General features: G+C 42.3%; 23 protein-coding genes, 1 riboswitch and 2 other annotated features. Of the genes, 17 read left to right on the top strand and 6 right to left on the bottom strand.

Going from position 1 to position 24,084, the window contains the following annotated elements; translation table 11 throughout:
* The first annotated feature begins 72 nt into the window (after nt 1-72).
* Both O3601_RS04405 and O3601_RS04400 read left to right on the top strand, forming a co-directional pair.
* Nucleotides 73-1,689, top strand: a complete 1,617-nt coding sequence (locus tag O3601_RS04405) for a type I restriction-modification system subunit M (protein WP_371471333.1) — start codon at nt 73-75, stop codon at nt 1,687-1,689.
* 53 nt (nt 1,690-1,742) lie between these two features.
* Complete coding sequence (locus O3601_RS04400) at nt 1,743-2,267, top strand: restriction endonuclease subunit S (RefSeq protein WP_371471331.1); 525 nt, start codon at nt 1,743-1,745, stop codon at nt 2,265-2,267.
* A gap of 7 nt (nt 2,268-2,274) precedes the next feature.
* Here the strand turns inward: O3601_RS04400 and O3601_RS04395 are convergent, their stop codons facing one another.
* Nucleotides 2,275-3,201, bottom strand: coding sequence for a site-specific integrase (locus tag O3601_RS04395; protein ID WP_371471330.1), 927 nt, complete (start codon nt 3,199-3,201; stop codon nt 2,275-2,277).
* Between the two features lie 152 nt (nt 3,202-3,353).
* Entirely contained in the window at nt 3,354-4,358 is a 1,005-nt protein-coding gene (gene galR, locus O3601_RS04390; protein ID WP_371471329.1) for a DNA-binding transcriptional regulator GalR, read from the bottom strand.
* A gap of 163 nt (nt 4,359-4,521) precedes the next feature.
* Between galR and O3601_RS04385 the strand changes: the two genes are divergently transcribed.
* From O3601_RS04385 to O3601_RS04375, 3 genes are all read left to right on the top strand, one after another.
* On the top strand, nt 4,522-5,700 hold the full coding sequence (locus O3601_RS04385; RefSeq protein WP_000191956.1) for a galactokinase: 1,179 nt from the start codon (nt 4,522-4,524) through the stop codon (nt 5,698-5,700).
* Nucleotides 5,701-5,718: 18 nt separating this feature from the next.
* Nucleotides 5,719-7,200: a UDP-glucose--hexose-1-phosphate uridylyltransferase gene (locus O3601_RS04380; RefSeq protein WP_371471327.1), complete on the top strand. Its 1,482-nt coding sequence runs from the start codon at nt 5,719-5,721 to the stop codon at nt 7,198-7,200.
* Nucleotides 7,201-7,269: 69 nt separating this feature from the next.
* A complete protein-coding gene (locus O3601_RS04375) occupies nt 7,270-7,674 on the top strand; it encodes a PaaI family thioesterase (RefSeq protein WP_000651223.1) in 405 nt (134 codons plus the stop codon).
* 32 nt (nt 7,675-7,706) lie between these two features.
* On the opposite strand, the gene O3601_RS04370 is transcribed toward O3601_RS04375, so the two are convergent.
* The 4 genes from O3601_RS04370 to O3601_RS04355 all read right to left on the bottom strand — a co-directional run bounded on the left by O3601_RS04370 (nt 7,707) and on the right by O3601_RS04355 (nt 11,411).
* Complete coding sequence (locus O3601_RS04370) at nt 7,707-8,969, bottom strand: nucleobase:cation symporter-2 family protein (protein ID WP_371471326.1); 1,263 nt, start codon at nt 8,967-8,969, stop codon at nt 7,707-7,709.
* Nucleotides 8,969-9,550, bottom strand: a complete 582-nt coding sequence (locus tag O3601_RS04365) for a xanthine phosphoribosyltransferase (protein WP_371471324.1) — start codon at nt 9,548-9,550, stop codon at nt 8,969-8,971. The genes O3601_RS04370 and O3601_RS04365 overlap by 1 nt, the downstream gene beginning before the upstream one ends.
* A 326-nt stretch (nt 9,551-9,876) precedes the next feature.
* Nucleotides 9,877-9,972, bottom strand: a riboswitch (purine riboswitch).
* Nucleotides 9,973-10,185: 213 nt separating this feature from the next.
* The gene (locus O3601_RS04360) at nt 10,186-10,572 is read right to left on the bottom strand and encodes a bleomycin resistance protein (RefSeq protein WP_371471322.1); all 387 of its coding nucleotides are present in this window, start codon (nt 10,570-10,572) and stop codon (nt 10,186-10,188) included.
* 11 nt (nt 10,573-10,583) lie between these two features.
* Nucleotides 10,584-11,411 carry an exodeoxyribonuclease III gene (locus tag O3601_RS04355; protein WP_371471320.1) on the bottom strand — a complete coding sequence of 276 codons (828 nt, stop codon included), beginning with the start codon at nt 11,409-11,411 and terminating at the stop codon, nt 10,584-10,586.
* A gap of 219 nt (nt 11,412-11,630) precedes the next feature.
* Between O3601_RS04355 and O3601_RS04350 the strand changes: the two genes are divergently transcribed.
* The 12 genes from O3601_RS04350 to O3601_RS04295 all read left to right on the top strand — a co-directional run bounded on the left by O3601_RS04350 (nt 11,631) and on the right by O3601_RS04295 (nt 24,079).
* Nucleotides 11,631-12,530: a type II CAAX endopeptidase family protein gene (locus O3601_RS04350; protein WP_173225539.1), complete on the top strand. Its 900-nt coding sequence runs from the start codon at nt 11,631-11,633 to the stop codon at nt 12,528-12,530.
* The gene (locus O3601_RS04345) at nt 12,514-12,801 is read left to right on the top strand and encodes an autorepressor SdpR family transcription factor (protein ID WP_000006513.1); all 288 of its coding nucleotides are present in this window, start codon (nt 12,514-12,516) and stop codon (nt 12,799-12,801) included. Before O3601_RS04350 ends, O3601_RS04345 begins: the two co-directional genes overlap by 17 nt.
* Nucleotides 12,782-13,423 (top strand): SdpI family protein, encoded by a 642-nt coding sequence (locus tag O3601_RS04340; RefSeq protein ID WP_371471318.1) that lies wholly within the window; start codon nt 12,782-12,784, stop codon nt 13,421-13,423. Before O3601_RS04345 ends, O3601_RS04340 begins: the two co-directional genes overlap by 20 nt.
* A 126-nt stretch (nt 13,424-13,549) precedes the next feature.
* Nucleotides 13,550-14,005, top strand: a complete 456-nt coding sequence (locus O3601_RS04335; RefSeq protein ID WP_000675328.1) for a DUF3290 family protein — start codon at nt 13,550-13,552, stop codon at nt 14,003-14,005.
* Nucleotides 14,002-14,637: a DUF421 domain-containing protein gene (locus O3601_RS04330; RefSeq protein WP_000174447.1), complete on the top strand. Its 636-nt coding sequence runs from the start codon at nt 14,002-14,004 to the stop codon at nt 14,635-14,637. The genes O3601_RS04335 and O3601_RS04330 overlap by 4 nt, the downstream gene beginning before the upstream one ends.
* A 54-nt stretch (nt 14,638-14,691) precedes the next feature.
* Nucleotides 14,692-16,437: an ABC transporter ATP-binding protein gene (locus O3601_RS04325; protein WP_371471316.1), complete on the top strand. Its 1,746-nt coding sequence runs from the start codon at nt 14,692-14,694 to the stop codon at nt 16,435-16,437.
* Nucleotides 16,427-18,169, top strand: a complete 1,743-nt coding sequence (locus O3601_RS04320) for an ABC transporter ATP-binding protein (RefSeq protein WP_371471314.1) — start codon at nt 16,427-16,429, stop codon at nt 18,167-18,169. The genes O3601_RS04325 and O3601_RS04320 overlap by 11 nt, the downstream gene beginning before the upstream one ends.
* A gap of 119 nt (nt 18,170-18,288) precedes the next feature.
* Complete coding sequence (locus O3601_RS04315; protein WP_371471313.1) at nt 18,289-18,981, top strand: sugar transferase; 693 nt, start codon at nt 18,289-18,291, stop codon at nt 18,979-18,981.
* Between the two features lie 42 nt (nt 18,982-19,023).
* Complete coding sequence (locus tag O3601_RS04310) at nt 19,024-20,253, top strand: DegT/DnrJ/EryC1/StrS family aminotransferase (protein WP_371471311.1); 1,230 nt, start codon at nt 19,024-19,026, stop codon at nt 20,251-20,253.
* A 34-nt stretch (nt 20,254-20,287) separates the two neighbouring features.
* Nucleotides 20,288-20,519, top strand: a binding site (T-box leader).
* A gap of 163 nt (nt 20,520-20,682) precedes the next feature.
* A complete protein-coding gene (gene trpB, locus O3601_RS04305; protein ID WP_371471309.1) occupies nt 20,683-21,861 on the top strand; it encodes a tryptophan synthase subunit beta in 1,179 nt (392 codons plus the stop codon).
* Nucleotides 21,852-22,083, top strand: a binding site (T-box leader). Its footprint overlaps the gene before it by 10 nt.
* A gap of 71 nt (nt 22,084-22,154) precedes the next feature.
* The gene (trpE, locus tag O3601_RS04300; RefSeq protein ID WP_371471307.1) at nt 22,155-23,516 is read left to right on the top strand and encodes an anthranilate synthase component I; all 1,362 of its coding nucleotides are present in this window, start codon (nt 22,155-22,157) and stop codon (nt 23,514-23,516) included.
* Nucleotides 23,513-24,079 carry an aminodeoxychorismate/anthranilate synthase component II gene (locus O3601_RS04295; protein ID WP_000601909.1) on the top strand — a complete coding sequence of 189 codons (567 nt, stop codon included), beginning with the start codon at nt 23,513-23,515 and terminating at the stop codon, nt 24,077-24,079. The genes trpE and O3601_RS04295 overlap by 4 nt, the downstream gene beginning before the upstream one ends.
* Nucleotides 24,080-24,084: the final 5 nt, after the last annotated feature.

Genomic DNA, 24,084 nt, shown 5'->3' with positions numbered 1-24,084 from the left:
GAGATACTGAAAACCATGAAATCAACATTACTGAAAGCGATGTTTGCATAATAGAAAGGATACAAAATTCGTATGAGTACTGCAAATGATATTACAACAAAACTTTGGGCAATGGCCAATAAACTACGTGGGACGATGGACGCTAGTGAGTATAAAAATTATATCCTTCCTTTTATGTTCTATCGTTATCTATCTGAAAACCAAGATGTCTATTTGGCTCAAAATGGTCTGGAAGAGTTTTACGATGTGACAGACGAAGAAGAGCAAGAAGACTACTTAGAAGATATTAGTAGTAATCTTGGTTATGCGATTAAGCCAGAGTATACCTGGGGGCGTTTGGTAGCGAAAATCGAAAACCATCGGATCAAGGCGAGCGATTTCCAAGATATGTTTGACTCTTTTGAGACACAAGCTAAGCGTAATTCTATGGCTGAGCAAGACTTTGCAAATGTCTTTTCAGATATCAATCTTGGGGATACCCGATTGGGTTCGAGTACTAACGAGCGCGCCAAGGCACTTAACGACATTGTTCTCATGATTCATGAGTTTAGCTTCAAGGATGAGTCTGGACGCGATATTTTGGGAGATGTGTATGAATATCTTATCGGTCAATTTGCGGCTAATGCTGGGAAAAAAGGCGGTGAGTTTTATACGCCGCATGAGGTTAGTCAGATCTTGGCAAAACTTGTCACAGTGGATGCGAAGGAAAATGACGATCAGTTTCGAGTGTATGATCCTACTATGGGTTCAGGTTCCTTACTTTTAACAGTGCAAAAAGAATTGCCAGAAGGGGAGCGTGAAGGTAGTGTTGATTTTTACGGTCAAGAACTCAATACTACGACCTATAACCTTGCGCGTATGAATCTTATGATGCATGGTGTTAACTATCGCAATATGAATCTCAAACGGGGAGATACACTAGATACGGATTGGCCTTTTGCTGAAAAAGATGGTATTCAACTTCCACTGAAGTTTGACGCTGTTGTAGCTAATCCACCATATTCGCAAAAGTGGGAGATTAAGAGTATCGATCGTTCCAAAGATTCACGTTTCAAGTTTGGTGTTGCTCCTGCTTCTAAGGCGGATTACGCTTTTATCTTGCATGGCCTTTACCATTTGGAAAGTAGTGGAACGATGGCAATTGTACTTCCGCACGGTGTTCTCTTTAGGGGAGCAGCTGAAGGGAAGATTCGCCAAAAGATTATTGATGAGAATCTTCTCCACGCTGTTATCGGTCTACCTGCCAATCTATTCTATGGGACAAGTATTCCGACTTGTGTGCTTGTTTTTAAAGGTCGTAAAGCACGTGGTAAGTGCTCTGATGTTTTGTTTATCGATGCGTCCAGTGATTTTGAAAAAGGAAAAAATCAAAACAAACTGACAGAAGATAACATAACTAAAATCATTGAGACTTATCATGAACGTGAACATGTCGATAAGTATGCTCATGTGGCTAGTCTTGAGGAAATCAAGGAGAACGACTATAATCTTAATATTCCCCGTTATGTAGATACTTTTGAAGAGGAAGAAGTAGTTCCTTTGTCAGAAGTTGCACAAGAATTAACCCAAGTCCGAGCTGAAATAGAAGCAACCTCAGCTAGTCTCTTTAAACTTTTAGGAGAACTGGAAGGAACAACTGAGGAAGCAAAAAACGAACTAACAAAGTTTGTAGAGCTCCTCAAAGGGTAAAAAATGCTGAACTGCTTCCTATCGAAGCAGTTTTTTGCTGGAACCAAGGACAGATGAACGCTTGGGAACAGCGGAAGTTGGGGGAGATATCTGAGAAGGTTAAGGAAAAAAACTCTGATAATCTTTATAGTATTGTTTTGACTAACTCTGCTGAGTTCGGAATAATTCCACAGCGCGATTTTTTTGATAAGGACATAGCTAATGAAAAAAGTCTTAATGGATACTATATAGTTAAACAAGATGACTTTGTATACAATCCACGAATTTCAAATCATGCGCCTGTTGGACCTATAAAACGTAATCAGCTCAATGAAGTTGGAGTTATGTCGCCATTATATTACGTATTTAGAACTCATGATATCGAAAATTCTTATCTAGCTACATATTTCAATACAACGTATTGGCATAAATTTATGAAATTAAATGGTGATAGTGGTGCCAGAGCTGATAGATTTTCAATTAAAGATAGTCTTTTCATTGAGATGCCTATTCCTTGTCCCACTCTCCCCGAACAAACGGCCATCGGTTCCTTTTTCCAAGAGTTAGATCAGCTCATTACCCTTCAACAGCGTGAGTGATTCCTACTTAATTGAGACTAGATAGTGATCGCATAATCAAATCAATATCTTGGTTTTCAAGTTCTTGGATAATATGAAGGTATGTTTTTTGAGTAGTGGTCATACTAGCATGTCCTAGTCGTCTAGCAACACTAGCAATTGAAACACCAGCAAAAAGCAGAAGTGAAGCATGGGTATGCCGCAGACCGTGTAAAGTAATCACGGGAACTTTGGCTTCCTTACATCTCTTCTCTAAGATGTTGTTTATAGTAGAATTGTATATTTTCCCATGAACAAAAATAGGTTGTTCCAAAGGGAGATCACGCGTTAGTTCGGCAAATTGGATGACAGTTTGCCAATCTAATTGAATTTTTCGGACAGAAGAACGATTTTTCGTTGGTGCAAATTCTCCAGCTTCTTTATAATTCCAAGTTTTATTAATACTGAGTAGTTGATGAGGAAAGTCAAAGTCAGCTGGTGTGATGCCCAGAGCTTCAGAAAAACGAATTCCAGTCTTAGCTGTTAGTAATATGAGCCAATCCCAGTTGAGATGATTAGATAGCTTTAAATGAGTTAAGAGTGTATGAAGTTCAAACTGATTGAGGTATTTTGGCTTCTTTTCTCGAGGATTTTTTCCTTTAATAATGGCCTTGCGAGTAGGGTCGTGAGTGATTAACCCTTCGTCTACAGCATCCATAATCGCACTTTTAAGCTGATGGTGAAAATCCATTGTTGTGACACGTTCATGCTCTTTTGCGTAGTTATTGAGTAACTGTTGATAAACGATACGATTTACATCGCATAGTTTTAGATCAGGTGCTAGTTCTTGAAGCCAGTGCAGGGTCATATTGTATTTTTGTAAAGTTACATTTCGGATGGCTCCTTCTTTGTAAATGGCAATCCATTGTTTGTAGTAGGTGTGTAGGTAGTCGTTTGGAGTTATTTTAGCTAACATTTGGAAATTCCTTTCTAATAGGTTGGTGTATACTAATGGCTCGCCTCATTAGCATCATACTACTTTTATCAGCTATTTAAAAATATGATTGTGGAGGGATATCAAAAAACTCACAAGCAAGTTTCGCTCAGAATCTTGTTTGTGAGTTTTTCTTATTTATTAGTGGTACTCTCTCTCAATGTCAGTCTGGTTCCCAGCATAGTAAGGCTAGGGATTTTGCGACCGTGGAGTACTTCCTTATTAAGAATATCCATGCCTGCTCTGCCCATTTCTTCGGTATAGACGGTGATGCTGGAGAGGGGAGGATAGACTTGCTTGGTCAGGCTAGTATCGTTAAAGGAAATGAGGCTGACGCGGTCTGGCAGGCTGATTCCAGCTTCTTGGAGGGCACGGAGAGCACCGATAGCTAAACTATCGCTGGCTGCAAAAAATGCTGGCGGGAGTTGGTCTCCCAAGAACTGAATGGCCTCCTTCATCAAGTCATAGCCAGACTGGGCAGTAAAGCTTCCTTGAAAGACTAATTCATCATGATAGATTCCCTTCGCTTGACTGTAGTTTCTGAAATTTTCCAGCCGCTTGTCCTCAATGATTTCTTCTTGGTCGGTTGTTTCTTCAAGACCTGTTAGAATCCCAATGCGATTCACCCCTTGGCTGAGAAAATAATCGACAACCTGTTTCATAGCAGTGTAAAAGTCCGTGATAATGCAGGTATGTCCTAGCGAAAGAGTATCACTGTCTAGAAAGACAAGAGGCTTTTGGTATTCTTCAAAGGCAGAAATCTGAGCTCGACTAAACTTTCCGATGCAGAGAATCCCGATGACTTCCTCGCTTAGGGTAAAAGGATGGTCATTAAAATAGCGCAAGATATCGTAGTCCAACTCTTGGGCTCTTTTTTCTATGCCTAGGCGAATCTGGTAGTAGTAGAGGTCGTCCAGCTCCCCTTGTTCACTGACCCATTGGATAATAGCAATCTTTTGCTTGGGCTTGTGGGACTCGCCTGTCTTGAGGTGCTTAGTATAGCCCAACTCTTCAGCAACAGTTAAAATACGGTGTCTGGTTTCTTCTGTAACAGATAGGCTCTGGTCGCGGTTGAGGACACGGGATACGGTCGCGATAGAGACAGAGGCTAGCTGTGCAATGTCTTTTAAGGTAGCCATAAATCCTCCTTGATTAGGTTAGTATATCATATTTTTCTGCTTTTTACCGATAGTTTAGTAAAAGTTTAGTAAAAAGGATTGACCTTGGAAAATCCCTTGGATACAATAGAAGAAAACGATTACACGTTAAGGCGGCTTAACGGACAGTAAAAGGAGAAATCATATGACACAACATCTTACTGCTGAAGCTCTTCGCAAAGACTTTCTTGCCGTTTTTGGTCAAGAAGCAGACCAAACTTTTTTTTCACCAGGTCGTATTAATTTGATTGGTGAACACACAGATTACAACGGTGGGCACGTTTTTCCAGCTGCTATTTCCTTGGGAACTTATGGGGCTGCTCGCAAACGTGATGACCAAGTCTTGCGTTTCTACTCAGCTAACTTTGAGGACAAGGGTATTATCGAAGTGCCTCTCGCTGACCTCAAGTTTGAAAAAGAGCATAACTGGACCAATTATCCAAAAGGAGTTCTTCATTTCTTGCAAGAAGCTGGGCATGTGATTGACAAAGGGTTTGATTTTTATGTTTATGGGAATATCCCAAATGGTGCTGGTTTGTCTTCTTCAGCATCTTTGGAACTTTTGACAGGGGTTGTGGCAGAGCATCTCTTTGATTTAAAATTAGAGCGTCTCGATTTGGTTAAAATCGGAAAACAAACAGAAAATAGCTTTATCGGAGTAAATTCTGGCATTATGGACCAGTTTGCTATCGGTATGGGGGCTGACCAACGTGCTATTTACCTAGATACTAACACTTTAGAGTATGATTTGGTGCCACTTGATTTGAAGGACAATGTTGTTGTTATCATGAACACTAATAAACGCCGTGAATTGGCGGACTCTAAATACAATGAACGTCGTGCTGAGTGTGAAAAAGCAGTGGAAGAATTGCAAGCAGCTTTAGATATTCAGACCTTGGGTGAATTGGATGAGTGGGCCTTTGACCAATACAGCTATCTGATTAAAGATGAAAATCGTTTGAAACGTGCTCGCCATGCTGTGCTTGAAAACCAACGTACCCTTAAAGCGCAAGCAGCCCTTCAAGCAGGAGATTTGAAAACATTTGGTCGTTTGATGAATGCGTCACACGTTTCTCTGGAGCATGATTATGAAGTAACTGGCTTGGAATTGGATACCCTTGTTCACACAGCTTGGGCACAAGAAGGAGTTCTCGGTGCTCGTATGACAGGGGCAGGTTTTGGTGGCTGTGCCATTGCCTTGGTGCAAAAAAATACTGTTGAGGCCTTTAAGGAAGCTGTTGGCAAACACTACGAAGAAGTAGTTGGCTACACTCCAAGTTTCTATATCGCTGAAGTTGCAGGTGGCACTCGCGTCCTTGACTAGTCAAAAGGAGGCTCTATAGTGACCTTAGTAGATAAATTTGTAACATATGTCATTTCTGAAAGTTCATATGAGGAAATGGATCGAATCTACCTGACCAATCGTGTCTTGGCACGAGTGGGAGCAGGTGTTTTGGAAGTTGAGACCAATCTGGATAAATTGATTGATCTCAAGGACCAGCTGGTTGAGGAAGCCGTTCGATTAGAGACGATTGAGGATAGTCAGACTGCGCGTGAAATCCTTGGTGCTGAATTGATGGACTTGGTGACCCCTTGTCCAAGTCAGGTCAATAGTGACTTTTGGGCAACCTATGCCCAGTCACCAGAGCAGGCGATTGCGGACTTCTACCAACTTAGCCAGAAGAATGACTACATCAAACTCAAGGCCATTGCTAAAAATATCGCTTATCGTGTTCCGTCTGGTTACGGAGAGCTTGAAATTACCATCAATCTCTCTAAGCCTGAAAAGGATCCGAAAGAGATTGCGGCAGCCAAGTTGGTGCAAGCTAGCAATTATCCTCAGTGTCAGCTTTGTCTAGAGAATGAAGGCTACCATGGTCGAGTTAACCACCCAGCTCGCAGCAACCACCGTATTATCCGTTTTGAAATGGCTGGTCAGGAGTGGGGCTTCCAGTATTCGCCCTATGCTTACTTTAATGAGCATTGTATTTTCTTAGATGGCCAGCATCGTCCCATGGCCATTAGTCGTCAGAGTTTTGAACGTCTGCTTGCTATCGTAGAGCAGTTTCCAGGATATTTTGCAGGCTCTAATGCCGACCTGCCGATTGTGGGTGGCTCTATTCTGACTCATGATCACTATCAGGGAGGCCGTCACGCATTTCCTATGGAATTGGCTCCCTTGCAAAAGACCTTTCGATTTGCAGGTTTTGAGCAGGTCGATGCTGGGATTGTCAAGTGGCCCATGTCAGTGTTGCGTTTGACTTCGGCTTCCAAAGAGGATTTGATCAACTTAGCTGACAAGATTTTGCAGGAATGGCGTCAGTATTCAGATCCTGCAGTGCAGATTTTGGCAGAGACTGATGGGACACCACACCATACCATCACACCCATTGCTCGTAAACGCAATGGACAATTTGAGTTGGACTTGGTTTTACGAGATAATCAAACATCACCAGAGCATCCTGATGGCATCTATCATCCCCACAAGGATGTCCAACATATCAAGAAGGAAAATATCGGCTTGATTGAGGTCATGGGCTTGGCAATCTTGCCACCACGTCTGAAAGAAGAAGTGGAGCAAGTCGCTAGCTATCTTGTAGGAGAAGCTGATACAGTTGTCGATTATCATCAAGGATGGGCAGACCAACTTAGAGCTCAATATCCAGACCTAACAGATAAAGAAAAAGCCCTTAAAATCGTCAAGGACTCTGTGGGTACTATCTTTGCACGTGTTATGGAGGATGCAGGAGTCTACAAGCAGACGGAACAAGGGCAGACAGCCTTTATGCGCTTTGTGGAACAGGTCGGAATTTTGCCAGACTAGGTGCTTTCTCCTTGCACAGTCCTATAAAAAGTAGTATCATAGTGTCGTTTGAAATATCAGGAGGAAACGATGAAAGATTTTCATTTTGACGCTATATCTGCCTTTGAAAATTACGAAATTGAACAAATGAGAGATGGTCACGTTGTGGTGACGACCAAAGTAGTGGACTCGTCGCTCAACTACTATGGCAATGCCCATGGTGGCTATCTTTTCACGCTCTGTGACCAAATCAGTGGTTTGGTGGTTATCTCGCTGGGGCTTGATGGGGTGACACTCCAATCCTCTATCAACTACCTTAAGGCAGGGAAACTCGACGACGTGTTGACCATTAAAGGAGAATGCGTCCATCAAGGTCGTACAACCTGTGTAGTGGATGTCGATATCACCAATCAAGAGGGCAGAAATGTCTGCAAGGCAACCTTTACCATGTTTGTTACAGGCCAGAGGTCAGAAGATAGACAGGTAAGGATATAAAGAAACAAAAAAGAGGCTTGCACCTCTTTTTCTTATTTCTTTTTATGATTTAATACGGCATTGAGGACAATGGCAAGTAGGCTGGCTACGACGATTCCGTTTGAGAAGAACATTTGGAAGGCTGTCGGCATGCTGACAAAGAGATTACTATTGTTGAGTCCGACACCTGCAGCGATGGAGACTGCTGCGATAAGGAAGTTGTGTTCATTGTTAGCAAAGTCAACACGAGCGAGGATTTGCATCCCTTGAATAGATACAAAACCAAACATCACCAGCATAGCACCACCGAGGACAGGGCTCGGAATGATTTGGGCAAGGGCGCCAAACTTAGGAAGGAGTCCAAGGAGAACCAGGAAACCAGCTGCGTAGTAGATTGGCAGGCGAGTCTTGATACCTGACAATTTAACCAAACCGACGTTTTGTGAAAATCCTGTGTAAGGGAAGGTGTTAAAGATTCCTCCGAGAAGTACGGCTAAACCTTCTGCACGGTAACCGTTGCGAAGGCGCGTGCTGTCGATTGGATCTTTCGTGATATCAGACAAGGCTAGGTAAACACCAGTCGACTCAACCATAGAAACCGTTGCGATGATACACATCATGACAATAGAGGAGATTTCAAAGGTTGGCATCCCAAAGTAGAGTGGAGTTGGGACATGGACTAGTGGTGCTGCAGCAACAGGAGAGAAGTCCACCAAGCCCATGGTAGCAGCAATGGCAGTTCCGACAACTAGACCAATCAAAATGGAGATAGACTTGATAAATCCTTTGGTAAAGATGTTGATCAAGAGGATAATCAGAACAGTGATAGCTGCAAGTAAGAGACTTTGAACAGTTGGCTCTGGAACGTTATTCCCCATATTTCCAATAGCGACCGGAATCAAGGTTAAACCAATCGTGGTAATAACAGAACCTGTTACGATAGATGGGAAGAGATTGGCCACTTTTGAGAAGATGCCTGAAACAAGAACCATGTAAATCCCTGATGCGATAAGGGCACCAAACATAGCACCACTACCATGGCTTTGCCCAATCATAATCAAGGGAGCTACCGACTGGAAGGCAACTCCAAGAACGACTGGGAGTCCAATCCCAAAGTATTTGTTGAGTTGGAGTTGGAGGAAGGTCGCCACTCCACACATGAAGATATCTGTAGAAATCAGGTAGGTCAACTGCTCAGCTGAATAGCCAAGGGCTGTCGCAATCATGATGGGAACCAGGATAGATCCTGAGTACATGGCTAGTAAGTGCTGCAAGCCAAGAATGGCTGCTTGCGAGTGTTTTTCTTGAGTTTGCATTAGAGATCTGCCTCCTTAAATACGACTTGACCATTTTCAAAACGATCCAAACGAGCCAGTGATAGGACAGGATAGCCTGCTTTTTCAAGCAAATCACGGCCATCTTGGAAGGATTTTTCAATCACGATACCGATGGCTTCGACTCTTGCACCTGCCTGTTCGATGATTTGAATCAAGCCTTTAGCCGCTTGGCCATTAGCAAGGAAATCGTCAATAATCAAAACCTTGTCCTCTGGTGAGAGGAATTTTCCAGCTATAGAAACGGTGCTGGTCACTTGCTTGGTAAAGGAGTAGACTTCGGCAGTTAAGATACCCTCGTTCATAGTGATGTTCTTAGCTTTTTTAGCGAAAATCATGGGCACATTCAAAGCTTCAGCTGTAAAAACGGCTGGAGCAATGCCTGACGCTTCAATGGTAACGACTTTGGTAATACCAGCAGTAGCGAATTTTTCCGCAAAAACCTTACCAATCTCTCGCATCAAGCTAAAGTCAACTTGGTGGGTTAAAAAGGAATCCACCTTGAGGATGTTATCACTCAAGATATGCCCATCCTTGAGGATGCGCTCTTCTAATAATTTCATAAGACCTCCTAAAGTCTAAAAGCCAGTTTACTTGTTGGTTAAATATTTCTATAGTGATCCAGTTTGCTAGTACTATATATTTGATAAAACTAGTACGAGCGAAGCGAGTCTTATCAAATATTTCCCGTTGTAGTGGTATCATAGACAATAATCTTGTTATTGTCTATGACGGGATTTTTGAGACTTTTGGCTCAAAAATTAGGGATGAAATTCCGAAGGAAGTTGCTCCCGTCCGCACTAATTAAGGGAAATATTAAAAATATTCAAAAAGGACCTACTTAATCTCTAAGCAAGTCCCTAAAATAGGCATGGCAAAAAAGACCATCCCCTCAAGCTAACTTACTTATTGTTAGGTGTTCCGGCACCTTGTAGAAACGTCGTGCCAATTCACGACATAAACAAGTAAAACGATATTCAATTTCAAATAGGCTTGCGCCAATGTTTTTATTTTACACTAAATAACTTTAGAAATCAAATATTTTGTCAGTGTTTGGAAATAAAAAACGAACAAATTGAAGAAAAACGGGGAGATTCTCAATTATAGACTAACATTTAGAAGTGTTTTCCATAAAAAAAAGCATATTATCAAGATTCTTTAAGACCTGACAATATGCCTTTTTTCAGTCTCTATTTTTCTACTCGCTAAATCTTAAAAAATAACCATCTGGATCCAAAACTGCAAATTCGTGAGGGTAAATAAAGCTATCTCCCACTCGAAATTCTCTTTTGGTCAGCGGACGATGAATAGGATAGTCAGCTTCCAGCAGTTTTTGGTGGAGCTGAGGAACATCTGCAATGCCAAAGGAAATATTGACACCGCGCCCGAAAGGATAGATTAGTTGGGCTAATTCTTCTGTGCTGCCTTCTTCTAGCATAAGTTGGCAGTCTTCAAGTGAGAGGAAGAGAAATTTCTCCTCTGGACGCTCGTATTCGACAGAAAATCCCAGCAAGTCGCAGTAGAAGTGGCGTGACTTTTCGAGGTCAGATACTACAAATTCAGGAATGACAGCTTGATAGTCCATTAGCTTTCTCCTTAGAGCTCAATCTCCATGACAATGGGTGTGTGGTCTTGGCGAGCACCTGAGTCAATCATGTCGGACTTGGTTACCTTGTCAGCGATGCGGTTACTTGTCAGCCAGTAGTCGATTCTCCAGCCTGTATTGTTGATTTTAGAAGTCTTGCTGCGTTGTGCCCACCAAGTGTAGCGTTCTGGAATATCGCCATGAATATGGCGGAAGGTGTCGGTAAATCCAGTTGCCAAGAGGTTGGTAAATCCAGCACGTTCCTCGTCGGTAAATCCAGGTGAACGGCGGTTGCTAGCAGGATTTGCAAGGTCGATTTCATTGTGGGCTACGTTGTAGTCACCGGTCGCAAGAACTGGTTTTTCTTTGTCTAGTTCAGCCAAGTACTCCGCATATTTGACATCCCAGACCTGGCGTTCTTCCAAGCGTTTGAGACCGTCGCCAGCGTTTGGAGTGTAAACTTGGGTCACGAAAAATTCATCAAATTCCAAGGTGATGATGCGGCCTTCCAAGTCCATGGTAGACGGAGCACCGATTTCTGGGAAGCTGATAGTTGGTGTAAGTTCTTTCTTATAGAGGAACATGGTTCCAGCATAGCCTTTACGGGCGGGCTCTTGGGAAGAGCGCCACGTGTTTTCGTAGCCTGGGAAGAGTTCTTCTAAAATTTCCAAGTGTTTCTTTGTAGGCCCTTTGGCAGAAAGCTTGGTTTCTTGGATAGCGATGATATCAGCATTTTCAGCGACCAAGGTTTGTAGGACTTCTTGGGACAATTTGGCACGAGCTGAGTCACTAGTTAGGGCAGCATTGAGGGAATCAATATTCCATGAGATAAGTTTCATAAAGTTACCTTTTTCATTCAGATTATAGATTTTATTATACCAAAAAAAGGTCTATTTCCCCAACGTATGGTTTGAAAAATCACTCTTTAGACTTTATCCTGAGAAAATAAAAATTCCCTAAACTATTTAGAAAAAAATCTAAATAGTTCTTGTATTTAGAATAGAAAGGTGTATAATGTTATTTAGAAAAACATCTAAATAGAAAGTGAAGTTATATATATGTCAAATAAGAGAACAATCCTTCTTTTTGTGGTCTTGGCCTATGCCCTTGCTTGGATAATATGGTTGGCACTATGGTTAAGTGGTGTTGGTCTAAATTCTCCATGGAGTCAACTTGCTAGTATTGTAGCTATGTGGATGCCTGCACTTGCAGTCTTTATTTTAGGGAAAATCACGAATCAACCTAGTGGAATCAAATCTAAATTAGTCGTGAATCTCAAGAGGAACTGGAGCTTTTACTTACTAGCTATCTGGTTACCAGCAGTCATCAGTTTTTTAGGAGCGGGACTTTATTTTCTTGTATTCCCTAGTAATTTCAGCCTTGGTTTTGAATCTATTCAAGCTATTTTACAAGAAAAAGGAGTCCTTCAATCAGCCATTCCCTTATCTTTCTTGGCTTTGATTCAAATCCTATCTAGTTTGACCTACGCTCCTTTTCTTAATAGTTTCTTTGCATTGGGAGAGGAAATTGGTTGGCGTGGCTATCTTTACCCAGTGCTAAGAGAACGCTTTTCACTAGTCCAGACTCATGTCTTACTTGCTCTCATTTGGAGTCTATGGCATTTACCAATCAATTTGCAAGGATATAATTATGGCCTTACTTATTTTGCTTATCCCGTTTTGGGAGTTGTTGCTATGTTTCTATCTTGTTTTAGCCTAGGAATATTGTTGAGCTGGTTGTTGGAAAAGACAGGTTCTATCTGGGCTTCTGCCCTATTTCATGGGGCAATCAATGCAACTGCAGGTCTTGGTTTACTCTTTCAATTACCAGGAGAAAAAATTTCAAGCCTCTTGATTTTAGGCCCATCACCGACAGGAATGCTATCAGTTCTACCTTGCTTAGTCCTATCCCTACTAATATTACAAAGGGAAAGGAGTCATTATGAGTTTTGCAAATAGCTTTAAAGCCTTATCTCATCCAGTTAGGAGAGAGATTTTGAATTTACTCAAAACAGGTAGATTACCTGCAGGAGAAATTGCCAGTCAATTCGAGTTGACTAGTGCAACTATTTCACATCATCTCACGATTTTGAAAGCAGCGGATTTGATTCATGAAATGAAAGAAAAAAACTTTATTTATTATGAGTTAAACACATCGGTTTTAGAGGATATAATGGTTTGGTTAGCAGATCTGAAAGGAGATCATTTTGATGAAGATAAAAATCAATAAGAAATTGGTATTATTTACGAGCATTCTCATCCTACTACCTTCCCTTGTAGGTTGTGTTTTCTGGAATCAATTACCAGAGGAGATACCCACTCATTTTAATCTACTGGGTCAAGCAGATGGCTACAATCATAAAGTGTTTGCTATCTTTGGATTGCCTGCTCTCATGCTTTTGATGCATTGGTTGCTTCTATTTTTAATGATTAAGGATCCTAAATCTAGCAATATCAGTTCAAAAATACAAGTTTTGATTTACTGGATTATTCCTTTTGTATCTTGTCTATCAATGATTTCTATATACGGAGAATCTTTGGGTTATTCCATGATGAGTGGGCTACTAGCTCAGATTTTTATGGGAGTCGTGATGATCGTAATTGGAAATTATCTACCAAAAACACACCGAAATTATATAATCGGTATTCGACTTCCGTGGACCTTGGAGAGTGATAAAAACTGGAGAAAAACACATCGATTAGCTGGAAAAATTTGGGTATTAGGAGGATTGTTATTGTTTCTAAATTCCTTTGTGCAACTGTATGTTTACTGGGTATTCTTCTTGACACTTTTCTTTGTAGTGATAATTCCTAGTGTCTATTCTTATCAATTATCAAAATTAGAATCTTGAAACAGGTATTTGAGTCATTAGTTAGAGAAGTTGGTCTGATAAGTCTATTTCCCCAACGTATGGCTTGAAAAATCACTCTCTTTCGTTTATAATGAAGAATGATTTTATGAAAGGGAGTGAAAATAAATGAAATTTTACTCATATGACTATGTACTTAGCCAAATCAGTCAGCAAAATGGCATCATGATTGGCTTTGGGATTGTGCTCCTAGCTATCACAGGATTTTTTGCTTTTAAGGCTTATCGTGATAAAAAGGGAACTAAGTTTCGTGAATTGGTCATGATTTTGGCCTTGACTTTGGTAGCCATGCTTTTGGTAACAATCTCAAAATACCAGACCAATCAAGCCTCTAACAATCAATTTCAAACTTCCCTTCATTTCATAGAGGTCATTTCTAAAGACTTGGGAGTGGATAAATCAGAAGTTTATGTCAATACTTCAGCTGCCACTGATGGAGCACTTATCAAGGTAGGTTCAAATTTCTATCGTGCCATGAACGGGAGCCAACCAGACAAGTATCTTTTAGAGAAATTAGAATTGCATCAAACAGACGCTATTGAATTGGTGGAGGTAAACAAATGACACTCAACTACATGGAAATTTTAATCAAACTGGCCTTGGGTCTTTTCTCGCTTGTTTTTGTTATCAATGTGACAGGAAAGGGGAACCTAGCACCTAACTCTGCGACAGACCAAATTCAGAACTATGTTCTTGGTGGTATCATCGGTGGGGTAATTTACAATAGTTCTATCAGCATTCTCCAGTATGCAGTGATTTTGATGATGTGGACGATTTTGGTTTTGACCCTCAAGTGGCTTAATAACAATGTTCGTTTTGTCAAACGCTTGATTGATGGGAAACCAACTCTCCTCATCAAAAATGGGCAGATTGACCCAGAAGCCTGTCGTTCAGTTGGTTTGTCTGCGGCAGATGTTGCTCTCAAACTTCGTAGCCAAGGAATTTTCCAGATGAAGCAAGTTAAACGAGCTGTGCAAGAGCAAAATGGCCAACTCATCGTGGTCCAAATGGGAGATGAAAATCCTAAGTATCCAGTTGTGACTGACGGTGTGATCCAAGTAGATGTTTTGGAATCGATTGGTCGTAGCGAAGAGTGGTTGCTTGATAACCTCAACAAGCAAGGACATGACAATGTAGCTAATATCTTTATCGCTGAGTATGACAAGGGTGCCGTTACAGTCGTAACCTATGAATAAGAAAAACCTGGGGTCTTGGCCTCAGGTTTCTATTTGCAATCAGAAAGGGATTTTATGTCCATTATTCAAAAACTTTGGTGGTTTTTCAAGTTAGAAAAACGCCGTTATTTAGTCGGGATTGTGGCCCTGGTCTTGGTTTCCGTCCTCAATCTCATTCCACCTATGGTTATGGGGCGGGTCATTGATGCTATCACATCGGGGCAATTAACCCAGCAGGACCTCCTTCTTGACCTATTTTACTTGCTTCTTGCTGCCTTTGGCATGTACTATCTGCGCTATGTTTGGCGTATGTATATCCTTGGGACTTCCTACCGTTTGGGACAGATTATGCGGTCTCGCTTATTTGAGCATTTCACAAAAATGTCTCCAGCCTTTTATCAGACCTATCGGACGGGGGACCTGATGGCGCACGCAACCAATGATATCAATGCCCTAACGCGTTTAGCAGGTGGCGGTGTCATGTCTGCGGTGGATGCTTCTATCACGGCTTTAGTGACCTTGCTGACCATGCTTTTTAGCATTTCTTGGCAGATGACTCTAGTTGCCATTCTTCCCTTGCCTTTTATGGCTTATGCGACCAGTCGTCTAGGGAGAAAGACCCATAAGGCCTTTGGTGAGTCACAGGCAGCCTTTTCCGAACTCAATAACAAGGTACAGGAGTCTGTATCAGGTATCAAGGTGACCAAGTCTTTCGGTTACCAGGCGGACGAGCTCAAGTCTTTCCAGGCAGTTAATGAATTGACCTTTCAAAAGAATCTACAAACCATGAAATACGATAGCCTTTTTGACCCTATGGTTCTCTTGTTTGTTGGTTCCTCCTATGTTTTAACGCTCTTGGTCGGTTCCTTGATGGTTCAGGAGGGGCAGATAACGGTTGGGAATCTGGTCACCTTTATCAGCTATTTGGATATGCTGGTCTGGCCTCTTATGGCTATTGGTTTCCTCTTTAATATCACTCAGCGAGGCAAGGTTTCTTACCAGCGGATTGATAATCTTTTGTCTCAGGAATCGCCTGTACAAGACCCGGAGTTACCTTTAAATGGTATTGAAAATGGACGCTTAGAGTACGATATTGACAGCTTTGCCTTTGGAAATGAGGAAACACTGACAAATGTTCACTTTAGTTTGGAAAAAGGGCAAACTCTGGGCTTGGTTGGTCAGACAGGTTCTGGAAAAACGTCTCTAATCAAACTGCTCTTGCGTGAATACGATGTGGATAAGGGAGCCATTTATCTAAACGGTCACGATATTCGTGACTATCGTCTGACAGACCTTCGCAGTCTCATGGGCTATGTCCCTCAGGACCAGTTCCTCTTTGCGACTTCGATCTTAGACAATATCCGTTTTGGTAATCCTAATTTGTCGCTTGCAGCAGTCGAGGAAGCCACTAAACTAGCCCAAGTCTACCAAGACATTGTAGCCATGCCTCAGGGATTTGATACGTTGATTGGTGAAAAGGGAGTTAGTCTCTCAGGTGGTCAAAAGCAACGTCTGGCCATGAGTCGAGCTATGATTTTAGACCCAGATATCTTGATTTTAGATGATTCCTTGTCTGCTGTGGATGCCAAGACAGAGTATGCGATTATTGATAATCTTAAGGAAACGCGAAAGGACAAGACAACCATCATCACGGCCCATCGCCTCAGTGCGGTTGTTCATGCAGATCTAATCTTGGTTCTGCAAAATGGTCAAATTATTGAACAGGGGACACACGAAACCTTGCTAGCCCTGGATGGCTGGTATGCCCAAACCTACCAGTCTCAGCAATTGGAAATGAAAGGAGAAGAAGATGCAGAATAAACAAGAACAATGGGCTGTATTGAAGCGCTTGATGTCCTATCTAAAGCCCTATGGACTCCTGACCTTTTTGGCACTCAGTTTTCTCCTAGCGACGACGGTCATTAAAAGTGTCATTCCCCTTGTGGCTTCCCACTTTATCGACCAGTATCTCAGCAATCTCAACCAACTCGCTGTGACAGTTTTGCTGATCTACTATGGTCTCTATATCCTACAAACTCTGGTACAGTATGTCGGTAATCTTCTCTTTGCACGGGTGTCATACAGTATTGTTAGAGATATTCGTCGGGATTCCTTTGCCAATATGGAAAAACTGGGTATGTCTTACTTTGATAAGACGCCAGCAGGCTCCATCGTCTCTCGCTTGACAAATGATACCGAAACCATCAGTGATATGTTTTCTGGGATTTTATCCAGCTTTATCTCAGCAGTTTTCATCTTTCTGACAACCCTTTATACCATGTTGGTATTGGATTTTCGTTTAACAGCATTAGTCTTGCTCTTTCTCCCCTTGATTTTCCTTTTGGTCAATCTCTATCGGAAAAAATCCGTCAAGATTATTGAAAAAACTAGAAGTCTCTTGTCAGATATAAATAGCAAGCTGGCTGAAAACATCGAGGGAATCAGAATAATCCAGGCCTTTAATCAAGAGAAGCGCCTGCAAGCAGAATTTGATGAGATTAACCAAGAACACTTGGTCTATGCCAACCGTTCTGTAGCCTTGGATGCCCTCTTTTTGCGCCCTGCTATGAGTTTGCTGAAACTTCTAGGCTACGCTGTCTTGATGGCCTATTTTGGCTATCGTGGACTTTATCTGGGAATAACTGCCGGAACTATGTATGCCTTTATCCAGTATATCAATCGTCTCTTTGATCCCCTGATTGAGGTAACGCAAAACTTTTCGACCCTTCAAACTTCCATGGTGTCTGCAGGTCGTGTATTTGCTCTGATAGACGAGAGGGCCTATGAACCTCTTCAAAAAGATGGGCAAGCCAAAATCAAAGAAGGCAATATTCGGTTTGAACATGTGTACTTCTCATATGATGGAAAACATCCGATTCTGGATGATATTTCCTTCTCCGTTAACAAGGGTGAAACCATTGCCTTTGTAGGTCATACAGGTTCAGGGAAATCCTCGATTATCAATATCCTCATGCGCTTTTATGAATTTCAATCAGGGAGAGTTCTCTTGGATGATGTGGATATCCGGGACTACAGTCAGGAAGAGTTGAGAAAAAACATCGGTCTGGTCTTGCAGGATCCCTTCCTCTATCATGGAACAATCAAGTCCAATATCGCCATGTACCAAGAGATCAGTGATGAGCAGGTCCAGGCTGCAGCTGCCTTCGTGGATGCAGATTCCTTTATTCAGGAACTTCCTTTGGGCTATGATTCCCCTGTTTCCGAGCGTGGTTCTAGTTTTTCAACTGGACAGCGCCAGCTTCTTGCCTTTGCTAGAACAGTCGCCAGTCAGCCTAAAATCCTGATTTTGGATGAAGCGACAGCCAATATTGACTCTGAAACAGAGACCTTGGTTCAACAGTCTCTGGCTAAGATGAGAAAAGGGCGGACAACCATTGCCATCGCTCATCGCCTTTCTACCATTCAAGATGCCAACTGTATCTATGTCTTGGACAAGGGGCGCATCATTGAAAGTGGAACCCATGAGGAACTCTTAGCTCTGGAGGGAACCTATCACAAGATGTATCGTTTGCAGGCAGGGGCCATGTCCTAATACTTTTTAGTATAAGAAGGAAATCCTTCAAATTACAGATTTCTTTCACCGCCTTTTCCATTTTGTGGTATAATGAAAAATGTTGACAAATAGTATAATAAAAACAAAGGAGAAACAGCATGCTGAAATGGGAAGACTTGCCCGTGGAAATGAAATCAAGCGAGGTTGAGTCTTACTACCAGCTTGTCTCTAAAAGGAAGGGTTCGCTGATTTTCAAGCGTTGCTTGGACTGGGTTCTAGCCGTAATCTTGCTGATTCTGACCTCTCCCATCTTTCTCATCTTGAGCATTTGGATCAAGTTGGATAGCAAGGGGCCAGTGATTTACAAGCAAGAGCGCGTGACCCAGTACAATCGACCTTTCAAGATTTGGAAGTTCCGTACCATGGTGACGGATGCAGACAAAAAAGGAAGTTTGGTGACTTCTGCTAACGATAGTCGCATTACCAAGGTTGGCAATTTTATCCGCCGTGTGCGTTTGGACGAACTGCCTCAGTTGGTCAATGTTCTTAAAGGTGAGATGTCCTTTGTAGGGACGCGTCCTGAAGTGCCACGCTACACAGAGCAGTATAGCCCTGAAATGATGGCAACCTTGCTTTTGCCAGCAGGGATTACCTCTCCAGCTAGCATTCACTACAAGAATGAGGACACTATTATCAGTCAAATGACGGAGAAAGGTTTGTCGGTTGACCAAGCCTATGTAGAGCATGTTCTTCCTGAAAAGATGCGCTATAACCTCGCCTATCTCCGAGAGTTTAGTTTCCTTGGAGACATCAAAATCATGTTTCAAACCGTGTTTGAAGTGCTAAAATAAAGTAGTCATGAGAAAATGAGTACAGATAAAAGGAGCAAATCAATGCCAAATTACAATATTCCATTTTCACCACCCGATATTACGGAAGCAGAAATTGCTGAAGTAGCGGATACCCTGCGTTCTGGTTGGATCACAACAGGTCCTAAGACAAAAGAACTAGAGCGTCGCTTGTCTCAATACACACAGACGCCCAAGACTGTCTGTCTTAACTCTGCGACTGCCGCGCTTGAGTTGATTTTGCGTGTGCTTGAAGTGGGACCTGGTGACGAAGTCATCGTTCCAGCCATGACCTATACAGCTTCATGTAGTGTCATCACTCACGTAGGAGCAACCCCTGTCATGGTGGATATCCAAGCAGATACGTTTGAGATGGATTATGACTTACTGGAGCAAGCTATCACTGAGAAAACTAAGGTGATCATCCCAGTAGAGCTCGCAGGGATTGTTTGCGACTATGACCGTTTGTTCCAAGTTGTGGAGAAAAAACGTGATCTCTTTACTGCGTCAAGCAAGTGGCAAAAAGCCTTTAACCGTATTGTGATTGTTTCTGATAGTGCCCATGCTTTGGGATCTACTTATAAAGGGAAACCAGCTGGTTCTATCGCTGACTTTACTTCCTTCTCATTCCATGCCGTTAAGAATTTTACAACTGCAGAGGGTGGAAGCGCAACTTGGAAGACCAATCCAGCGATTGACGACGAAGAGATGTACAAGGAATTCCAAATTCTTTCCCTTCATGGTCAAACTAAGGATGCCCTTGCCAAGATGCAACTGGGGTCATGGGAATACGATATCGTTACACCAGCCTACAAGTGCAACATGACTGATATCATGGCTTCACTTGGTTTGGTACAATTGGACCGCTATCCAAGTTTGTTGCAACGTCGTAAGGACATCGTGGACCGCTATGATCGTGGTTTTGCAGGTTCTCGTATCCATCCATTGGCACATAAGACTGATACTGTCGAATCTTCACGCCACCTCTACATCACCCATGTAGAAGGAGCGAGCTTAGAAGAACGCAATCTTATCATCCAAGAATTAGCCAAAGCAGGAATTGCAAGTAATGTCCACTACAAACCGCTTCCGCTCTTGACAGCCTATAAGAATCTTGGCTTTGATATGGCCAACTATCCTAAGGCTTATGCTTTCTTTGAAAATGAAATTACGCTTCCGCTTCACACTAAATTAAGCGATGAAGAAGTGGACTATATCATTGAGACTTTCAAAACAGTTTCTGAAAAAGTGCTAACTTTATCAAAAAAATTGTAAAAAAGTCTTGACAAAGAAAAAGTAAAGTATTAAAATAATTTCAACAAATCAGAAAAGTAACTATTTTTGATCTTCAGGGAGCCTGTGGTGATTGTGAACAGGTGGTTGGAAGTAGTGAAAGTGGGCTGATTTTAAAAATGAATTTGAAACAATGAAAATTCGGTGCGCACACCTTACAGTGCAACTTGTTGTTAGACAAGACAGAGATGTAAAGGGGAATAGTCCCTTTATAATTGAGGTGGCACCGCGTTACCAACGCCCTCACATGGAAGTAGATTCTGTGTGTGGGCTTTTTTCTATCCGTCGTTTTGTTTATCTTTTATTAGGGCGTTAAGTCGCTTTGATGAACTTGAGTTCTATCTGCAGCTCCTTGCCTACTACTAAAAGCAAACAAAAAGGCCGGATTAATATGGAAAGAGGAAAAATTTTATGACAACTAAAGGTTATTTTGGACAATTTGGTGGTAGTTTTGTACCGGAGCCGATTCAGGCTTTGTTGGATGAGTTGGAAGTGACATTTGAAAAGTACAAGGATGATCCAGAATTTTTGGTAGAATTTCGTCATTATTTGAAGGACTATTCAGGTCGCGAAACACCGCTCTATTTTGCAGAAAGTTTGACAGAGCACCTAGGTGGAGCTAAGATTTATCTCAAACGTGAAGACCTTAACCACCTTGGTTCTCACAAACTCAACAACGTTTTAGGACAAATTCTTTTGGCCAAACGCATGGGCAAAAAACGAGTAATCGCAGAAACAGGAGCTGGTCAGCACGGTGTTGCGACAGCAGCGGCTGCAGCTAAGTTTGGTATGGCTTGTGATGTCTACATGGGGGCAGAAGATGTGGAGCGTCAACGTCTCAATGTTTTCCGTATGGAGATGATGGGAGCAACTGTTCACGCAGTCGAAACGGGGACACGAACTCTTAAGGATGCGGTTGATGCAGCCTTTGGAGCATGGATGAATGACCTTGAAGCCTTCTACGTTTTGGGATCTGCTGTGGGGCCTCACCCTTATCCTACGATTGTCCATGAGTTTCAAAAGGTCATCAGTGAAGAATCTCGTCGTCAAATCTTCGAAAAAGAAGGACGCTTGCCAGACTACGTTATTGCCTGTGTAGGTGGCGGTTCCAATGCCATCGGTGCTTTTTCTCAGTATGTGGCTGATGAAGAAGTCAAATTGGTTGGGGTTGAAGCTGCTGGGCATGGACTTGATACAGACAAGCACGCAGCTACTATGACAAAAGGTAGCATCGGAATTGTCGACGGAATGAAGACCTATGCAGTCTTTAAGGAAGATGGAGAGCTAGCTCCAGTTTACTCTATCTCAGCTGGTTTGGACTATCCAGGTGTTGGCCCAGAACACGCCTACTTCAAAGACTCAGGTCGCGTGGAATATGTGGCTGCGACGGATGAAGAAGCTGTTCAGGCTCTCCTCCTTCTCAGCAAGACTGAAGGAATTATCCCAGCGATTGAAAGTTCGCACGCTATCGCAGAAGCAGTTAAACGTGCACCGAAACTAAGTAAAGACGACATTATCATCATCAATGTCTCTGGTCGTGGAGACAAGGACGTAGCTGCAATTGCAGACTATCTAGAAGCTAAAAAATAATAGATGGAAAAATTACAGTCTTTTCTCTCACAGAGAGCTTGTGGTTGCTGGAAACAAGCAGAGAAAGCTGTAAGGTTGGGTCCATCTGAAACGAGAGAAGAAAACATAATTCTCAAGGGAGTGCCCTTTATCGCACAGCCTGTTACAGGAGGTATCTGAGACAGGAATGAGAGATAGGAGAAATCCTATAATTGAGGTGGCACCGCGAATTTCGTCCTCACGCAAGTTATTTTGCGTGGGGATTTTTCATACAGTCACCACGGACTAGAAGTAGAACTGAAAGGGAAATTACAATGGAACGAATCATTCATGGAGATGTCTTATCACCAATCTTGGCTTATATGCGCTTAAAGGGGCAACACAAGGTTATTTTAGAGAGTATTCCGAGAGACAAGGAAACAGCTCGTTTTTCTATCCTAGCTTATAATCCAGTTTTTGAGATTAAGTTTGAAAATGGAGTTCTCTATCAAAATGGTCAAGTGATTGATCAGGATCCCTTGGATTTCCTATATGAAGTGACTCATAAGAGCCAGCATCATTCAGACCTACCTTTTGGTGGGGGAGCTATTGGCTTTGTCGGTTACGATATGATTTCGCTCTATGAAGAAATTGGTCAAATTCCTGAGGATACCATTGGGACACCAGACATGCATTTCTTTGTTTATGAGAGTTACATGGTTTTTGACCATAAGAAGGAAAAAATCCATGTCATTGAGGATGCTCTCTACAGCGAGCGCAGTCAAGAAGACTTAGAAAAAGCCTTGAATCAAGTGCTTGAGGAACTACGCATTCCTGCTCCAAATGAATTTGAAGATTTGGATTTATCACCACTTAACTTCAAACCGCACATTGCTCCTCAGAAGTTTGAGGAAATGGTGGAAACCGCTCGCGACTTGATTCGTAACGGGGATATGTTCCAATGTGTACTCAGTCAGCGCTTCTCAGCAGAAGTTACTGGAAATCCATTTGACTTCTACAGAAATCTCCGCGTGACCAACCCATCTAATTACCTCTATTTCTATGATTTTGGGGATTATCAAATCATCGGTGCCAGTCCAGAAAGTTTGGTTTCTGTAAAAAATGGTATCGTAACTACCAATCCGATTGCAGGTACGCGACCAAGAGGGGCTACGGATGAAGAGGATAAGGCCTTGGCGACAGACCTACTTTCGGATGAGAAGGAAACAGCAGAACATCGGATGTTAGTAGACTTGGGGCGTAACGATATTGGTCGCATCTCTGAAACAGCCAGTGTCCAAGTTACCAAGTATATGGAAGTGGAGCTCTTCCGCTATGTCATGCATTTGACCAGCGTGGTCAAGGGGCGTTTGCTTCCAGAATTAACTGCCATGGATGCCTTGAAATCAACACTTCCAGCTGGAACAGTTTCAGGAGCACCAAAGATTAGGGCTATGAGACGCATCTATGAATTGGAAACAGAAAAACGGGGCGTATACGCAGGAGCAATCGGCTACTTGTCTGCGACGGGTGATATGGATTTCGCCATTGCCATCCGAACTATGATTCTCAAAAATCAAACAGCCTATGTGCAGGCTGGGGCAGGGATTGTCTATGACTCTATCGCCCAAAACGAATACCAAGAAACCATTAACAAGGCTAAATCTATGACTAGAATTGGAGAACTAAGACCATGATTTTATTGATTGATAACTATGATTCTTTTACCTATAACTTGGCGCAATACATTGGGAATTTTGCAGAAGTGCAGGTCTTGAGAAATGATGATCCCAAGCTGTATGAAGAAGCTGAAAAAGCAGATGGTCTGGTCTTTTCTCCTGGTCCTGGTTGGCCAGTTGATGCTGGAAAGATGGAAGACATGATTCGTGACTTTGCTGGCAAGAAGCCGATTCTTGGGATTTGTTTGGGCCACCAAGCCATTGCAGAAGTCTTTGGTGGTAAGTTAGGTTTGGCTCCAAAAGTCATGCATGGGAAACAGAGCAATATCAGCTTTGAAGCGCCATCTGTTTTGTATCAAGGTATCGAGGATGGCCGTGCGGTCATGCGTTACCACAGTATCTTGATTGAAGAAATGCCAGAAGACTTTGAAGTGACAGCTCGTTCGACTGATGACCAAGCCATCATGGGGATTCAACATAAAAACCTACCGATTTATGGCTTCCAGTACCATCCAGAGAGTATCGGAACGCCAGATGGCTTGTCTTCTATTCGGAATTTTATCGAGAAGGTTGTAAAGTGAGGAAA

This window comes from Streptococcus sp. 20925_1_69, assembly GCF_041432365.1.
In the GTDB taxonomy this organism is placed as follows: Bacteria; Bacillota; Bacilli; order Lactobacillales; family Streptococcaceae; genus Streptococcus.
The sequence above is the reverse complement of the archived record's forward strand: the minus strand, read 5'-3'. Positions and strand labels throughout refer to the sequence as shown.